This window comes from Deltaproteobacteria bacterium, from assembly GCA_016218975.1.
GTDB lineage: Bacteria > Desulfobacterota > Deferrimicrobia > Deferrimicrobiales > Deferrimicrobiaceae > JAENIX01.
The window spans coordinates 1-6,171 of the sequence record JACRCO010000026.1; the positions used below are offsets into that span (position 1 = coordinate 1).

The 6,171-nt window shown below is 60.0% G+C and carries 4 protein-coding genes; 1 reads left to right on the forward strand and 3 read right to left on the reverse strand.

Features of this window, described 5'->3' with window-relative positions:
- Positions 1-150: 150 nt before the first annotated feature.
- The 3 genes from HY896_02880 to HY896_02890 are packed head-to-tail and all read right to left on the reverse strand — an operon-like array spanning position 151 to position 4,183.
- Positions 151-846, reverse strand: a complete 696-nt coding sequence (locus HY896_02880) for a hypothetical protein (GenBank protein ID MBI5575290.1) — start codon at positions 844-846, stop codon at positions 151-153.
- 5 nt (positions 847-851) lie between these two features.
- Positions 852-2,114, reverse strand: a complete 1,263-nt coding sequence (locus tag HY896_02885) for a hypothetical protein (GenBank protein ID MBI5575291.1) — start codon at positions 2,112-2,114, stop codon at positions 852-854.
- The gene (locus tag HY896_02890) at positions 2,111-4,183 is read right to left on the reverse strand and encodes a cytochrome b/b6 domain-containing protein (protein MBI5575292.1); all 2,073 of its coding nucleotides are present in this window, start codon (positions 4,181-4,183) and stop codon (positions 2,111-2,113) included. The genes HY896_02885 and HY896_02890 overlap by 4 nt, the downstream gene beginning before the upstream one ends.
- Before the next feature lie 614 nt (positions 4,184-4,797).
- On the opposite strand from HY896_02890, the gene HY896_02895 reads away from it, so the two are divergent.
- A partial coding sequence (locus HY896_02895; GenBank protein MBI5575293.1) for an HNH endonuclease occupies positions 4,798-6,171 on the forward strand: 1,374 nt, incomplete at its 3' end.

Sequence of the window (6,171 nt, forward strand, 5' to 3'; positions counted from 1 at the left end):
ACAGCGACTTGAACCCGCATTTCTCGCCAAGGTTCGTCGCGAGGCGGTGGAGACGGGTATGGATACAAGGCGCCGCGACCGAGGGCACCGCAGTAGACATACCCGTATCCGCCGACGCAGCAGAAGCCTGGTGAGAATTGCGGGTTAAGTTCATAGAACCCCTTCCTGTTTGAGTTTTTCATATTCGAGCGGATGCTCCTGGCGGATCCATTCTGCTTCGACTTTTCCCGTCAGCCAGGAGTTGTTCATCGGAAACACCGAGGGGTGCAGGTGTTCGTTGTAGATGTGCCAGAAGAGAAGAATGACGAATGCGAGCAGCCCCTGGTACCCATGGACGATAAGGCACAGGTCGAGGAAGAGCTTCGGCAGGAACCTCATCGAAAAGGTCTCGGCCCAGAGGCAGATTCCGCTGATCGAGATCAGGAAGATCCCGCCGGTCGCTCCCCAGTATTGGAACTTCTCCTTGTAGCCGTACTTGCCGAAGCGCGGATACTCGTTTGCGGTACCGATGTTGTACCGGATCGCCTGGAGGAAATCGTCCAGGTCCTGCCTGCGCAGCCATACTTCATTGAGCTCGCGCTTCCCTTCAGCCGAGAACAGCATGTAATAAGCGTGGTACACCATCTGGGCCAGAAGGAAAATCGCCGCGGCCCGGTGAATAAAGCCGCGGAAAAGGACCCCGCCTTCCCACACGATCAGCGCCCGGCCGAACCAGTTATCGTGGTACATGAGCGCGAATCCGGTCAACGCGAGGACGACCAGCGTGACCATGAGAAGGATGTGCTGTATCCGGTACATGAGCGACATGCGTTCGACGTAGACCGTCCCCGTGGGGTTCCCGCTCATCGTCGTTACTCCTTTTTCCCTTCCTCCGCCCTCTTGCGGCGCCGCCTGCCGTGCAGTTCGAGGCCGACGTGCAGGACGAAAAGGATTACAAGCGCGGAAATGAAGATCGTGTAGAAGGCCCGCACGGCGAATACCCCCATAGCCTTCTGGGGAGTCACCTCGACGTGCACCGGCCCCTTCGCGAAGTTCGGCCCGGCATTGGGATGGCACTTCCCGCAGGTCCTGGGTATGTTCGACGGGTGGACCTTGGATTCCGGGTCGGACGCCGGCAGGATTTCGTGGAACCCGTGGCAAGAAGCGCAGTTGGCCGCCTTGGTCATGCCGTACTCCAGCGCGATGCCGTGGAAGGATTCCATGTAGGTGGAAAAACGTTTTTTCGGGATGGCGTACCGGCTGGCGATCCCGGCGTTCTCGTGGCAGCGGGCGGAGGCGCATGTTTTCGGGATGTTCTTCGCGAAGACCGGCGACGAGGGGTCGTTGATCTTCGTGATCTTGTGCTCCCCGTGGCAATCGGTGCACACGGGGGAATCGGCGATCCCGCCTCGCATTCCCTTTCCATGCACGCTCTTCTCGTACTTCTCCAGTATGCCGGGGTGGCATTTGCCGCAGAGCGTCGGGATGTTCTGCCTGTGCGTCGCGGAGCGGGGTTGGTCCCCCGGAAGAATGGCGTGATTGCCGTGGCAGTCGGAGCAGACGGCGGTTCCCATGAGACCCGATTTTTTCAGCGCCATGCCGTGGACGCTCGATTCGTAGGCCGCCATCACGGTCTGGTCGGGGAGCTTGTACTTCTCCTCGATCACGCGGTCGTTGTGGCACTTCAGGCACACCGCCACGATGTTCATGCGGAACGTGCGGGATGCGGGGTCCTTCGACTTGCGGACGTCGTGCTTGCCGTGGCAGTCGGCGCACCAGGCGACGTCCTTGTTCCCCTTGGCGTGGTCCCTGCCGTGTGTGCTGCCGTTGTATGACTTCTCGGCGTCGGGGTGGCACTTGCCGCAGGAAACCTTTTCAAGCTTCCCGTGGGGCGCCTTCGCGTCCGAGTGGCATGTCGTGCAGTCCCCCTTCCCGTGCACCGAAGCGCGGTACGCCTTCTCGTCGACGAACAGCGACAGCGTGGCGCCGCCGGGGAGGGACATCTCGATCGTCTTGTCGCCGTGGCAGTCCTGGCATTCGTTCACTGCGGAAACCGCGACGCCTGCCGCCCACGGCAAGGCAAGCAAAGCCGCGGCAAGGATAAGAGGCGTAAACAGCGTCAGCATCCGTTTCATGACTCCTCCGTGGGCTTTCCGGTCTTTCCCGTCCCCGGAGCCTTGCCGCTCCGCTCCCTGGCTTCGATCTCCTGAAGCTCAAGGGCATGCTCGTGCTCCATGTCGTGGCGGGTGAGATTTCCGTCGAGCCACGTGAGCGATAGCGGTGCGAAGTCGGGATTGATCATCACATAATACAGATGCCAGACGATGATGGCCAGCGTTGCGAGGATCGCTTCATAGTAATGAACGAGCGTCGCCACGTCGAGGCCCCACATCGGGATGCGCCGCAGCGTTTCGTCCTGGAACCACAGCATGAACCCCGTGACTATCATGACGATCGATCCCCAGACCAGGGCAAGGTATTCCGCCTTCTCGATGTAGCTGTACCGCCCGAACTGCGGCTTGTGGTTATCGAATCCCGCGAGGTATTTGAGCATCCCGACGATGTCCAGGGCATCCTGCCAGCGGGGCATCATCCGCGCGAACTGGTCGCGCCCGCGTGCCGTGAAGATCACGTAATAAAGGTGGTAAAGGCACGTGACGACCATAAGGATGGCCGCCACGCGGTGGCCTTGCGCGCGGATAGCCACGTTCGTCGCGTCGGAGATGAACGGAATCGACCATTTGAACTTCAGGGCGAACCCGGTTATTACCAGTATGAAGAAAGTCGAGGCCGTCAGTACGTGCTGGACCCTTTCGGACAGATTCATCCGTTCGTACATCGGCCCTTCGCTTTCCCTTCGCTTCCTGTAGATCGCCTGCATCTTGCGTATGTAATCGGCTCCGTTGTGGACGGCCATGCCGCCGATTACGACTACGATCATCCATATGTAGATCTTCTCCACCCAGAACTTGATCTGCCCGCCGATCCCGCCTGGCCCGAAATGCATGTTCCCCCTGGCGAAGATCTCCGATTCCAGCTTGTGGCACTTTCCGCAGGTGACCTTCAGGTTATTGGGGTGGACCGTCGACCGGGGATCCCGTGACGGGAAGATCTCGTGGGTTCCGTGGCAGGAGGAGCAGTTGGCCACCGTAACGTCCCCGAGCCGCTGGGAGAGGCCGTGGAAGCTTTGCTCGTAGCCCTTGACCTTCTCAATGGCGATGCCGTACTTTGCGGCCAGCTTTTCGGCGGCATGGCAGGAGGGGCACGTCTTCTGCGGCACCGCCGCGAACGACACGGAGGAGCCCGGGTCGGCCGCCTGCCTGATATCGTGTTCCCCGTGGCATTCTGTGCAGCCGGGAGCGTCAGGTACGCCGCGGTAAAAGGCGACGCCGTGCACGCTGTCGCGGAAGATCGAGAACACGCCGTAATGGCACCTCCCGCAGGTTGCCGGGATGTTCGTCCGGAAGATCGGGGAAGCGGGATCGAGACGGTCCTTGAGATCGTGCGACCCGTGGCAGTCGACGCAGGTGGCCGACTTGTTCAGCCCTTTTTCGACGATCGCGCGATTATGGATGCTCTTTTCGTACATGGAGCCGGCGCCGGGGATGGGAATGACACCCCGCCTCGTCAATTCGGGGCTGGAGTGGCACCTGATGCAGGTAGCCGCGACGTTCCGGAAGTATACCGGCGACGTGGAGGTGGAGGATTTCGTTATGGCGTGCGCGCCGTGGCAGTCGGAGCACGCAGGCGTGTCCGTCTTCGCCTCCTTGCGGTGCACTATCACGTGGCGGCTCGCCTTGTAGGCCTTGTTCGCCTCCGCGTGGCATCCCGAGCAGTCGACCGGAGCAAGACGGGCTGCATGGGGAAGGTCCTTGATGTCCGCATGGCAGTCGGTGCAGGAGAGATCCGTGTGGACCGATGCCTTGTACAGCGCCGGATCCACGAACAGGTTCAGCCCGGGGAACGGCGGAACGTGGCGCTGCGGTTTCGCGGGCCCTCCCGGCTTGACGTTGCCGGATTTTTCCTGGGCCGACCAGGAGAGGATGCCCGAGTCTCCGTGGCAGTCGAAGCATTGCCCGTTGTCCAGGGCCAAACCGTCGGTGCGTAGTGCGGCCGCGAGCAAGCCAAGCGCAAGGAGGACAGTCGTTGCTGCGATGCGGATCGAGTCACGGCGCAGGGGAAGCATGGACGCCCCTTTCTTCATCCGGATGTTTCGAGAGTTACGACCAAGAGGTCAAATGACATCCGTGATGGCAATTGTCGACTGTATACCAACAACAACGCTGTATACTTACAGCAACACGGCAACAGAATCAAGCCGAAACTTAACGTGTCATCCCGTCAATGGAACCGAAAATGGATCCGAACGGCAGAGTCCGTAATGCCCGCGGCGCACGTCATCCCGCAACGGAAATGCGAACCGGAAATGCGATTGCCGAAATAAAGAGGGAAATACGGAAAACAGCCACAATATGAAACTCTCACTTGAAGGCGGCAAACGCAATAAACCCTGTTTTATTCCGCCCGAAACCGCATGGATTAGAGCAGTTGAAGGAATTATTTTTTTTACCCGCGTTTTTCTTGACAGGATATGGGGGACACAATATCTTGTATGCGTGCCGCGCAAACCCACAACATAGGCTAATATAATTAGTAGGTGTTCCTCCCGGGGTAAGGGAATGCCGAAAGAATGGAGTCGAAACGATGGACCTTAATGTTCCTGCCCCTGCGCAAGCTGATTCCGCCCTTCCGGATGCCGTCAAGCGCCCCTCGGGAAAAGGGAATACCGAAATCCCGCCGAAGGAATGGGCCGAAAAAATGCGCCGGAAATACGGGCCGCTGCCGGTCACGGAAAACGCCCGGAAGGTGCTCGAGCGCAGGTATCTGAAGAAGGATACACGCGGCGAAAACCTGGAATCCCCCGAGGAGATGGTCGCCCGCGTGGCTTACAACATCGCCTCGGCGGAAGGATTCTACTACAACGCCCTTCCCGAGGTGGTGCTGAAGTGGGCGGAAACGTTCTACGCGGCTATCGCCCGCATGGATTTCGTGCCCAACTCCCCCACCCTGATGAATGCAGGCCGGGAGCTGCAGCAGCTCTCCGCATGCTTCGTTCTGCCCGTCGACGATTCGATGGAATCGATCTTCGATGCGGTGAAGAACACCGCGCTCATCCATAAAAGCGGCGGCGGGACCGGTTTCTCCTTCTCACGCCTGCGCCCGAAGCACGACGTTGTGAAGTCCACCAAGGGAATCTCGTCGGGCCCGATCTCCTTCATGACGGTCTTCGACGCGGCCACCGAAACGATCAAGCAGGGCGGGACGCGGCGGGGCGCCAACATGGGGATCCTGCGGGTCGACCATCCGGACATCCTGGATTTCATAACCTGCAAATCGAAGAGCGACCGGCTGAACAACTTCAACATCTCCGTCGCGCTGACCGAGGAGTTCATGAAAGCGGTGGAGGCCGACGCGGAGTACCCGCTGGTCAACCCCCATTCCGGCGATAACCCCGCGCGCCTCAAAGCCCGCGAGGTGTTCGAGAAGATCGTGGACTCCGCGTGGCGCAACGGCGAGCCGGGTATCATCTTCATCGACCGGATCAACCGGGACAACCCCACTCCCAGGCTCGGCGAAATCGAGAGCACGAATCCGTGTCTCGCCGGTGAAACGCTCGTGGCCGTGGCCGACGGCCGGGGGAGCATTCCCATCCGGCAGTTAGCGGAGGAAGGGAAGGATGTTCCCGTCTTCTGCCGCAACGATAAGGGAAAACCAACGGTCCGGATGATGCGGAACCCACGCCTCACCGGGCGCGCCAAACGAATCCTCAAAGTCGTGCTCGACGACGGCAATTTCGTGAGAGCTACGGAGAACCACAAGTTCGTCCTCTCCGACGGTAGGGTCAAGGAGGCCCGGGAGCTGGCGCCCGGCGACAGCCTCAGCCTCATGACCCGCCGCACCTCCTCGTTTGAGAAGGTGCTGCCGCACTCGAACAGCAGCTCGCAGCCCTACCGGTGGATCTGCACGACCGATCGCCCGAACTGGGAGCTCGAGCACCGGCTGATCGCAAACTTCCATAATCACCAGCAGACCGGCAAGAGCATTAGCTGGCACGCTCACGTAGTGCACCACCGCGATTACAATGGCCTTAACAACGATCCGGCCAATCTTCTGATCATGACGAAAGAAGAA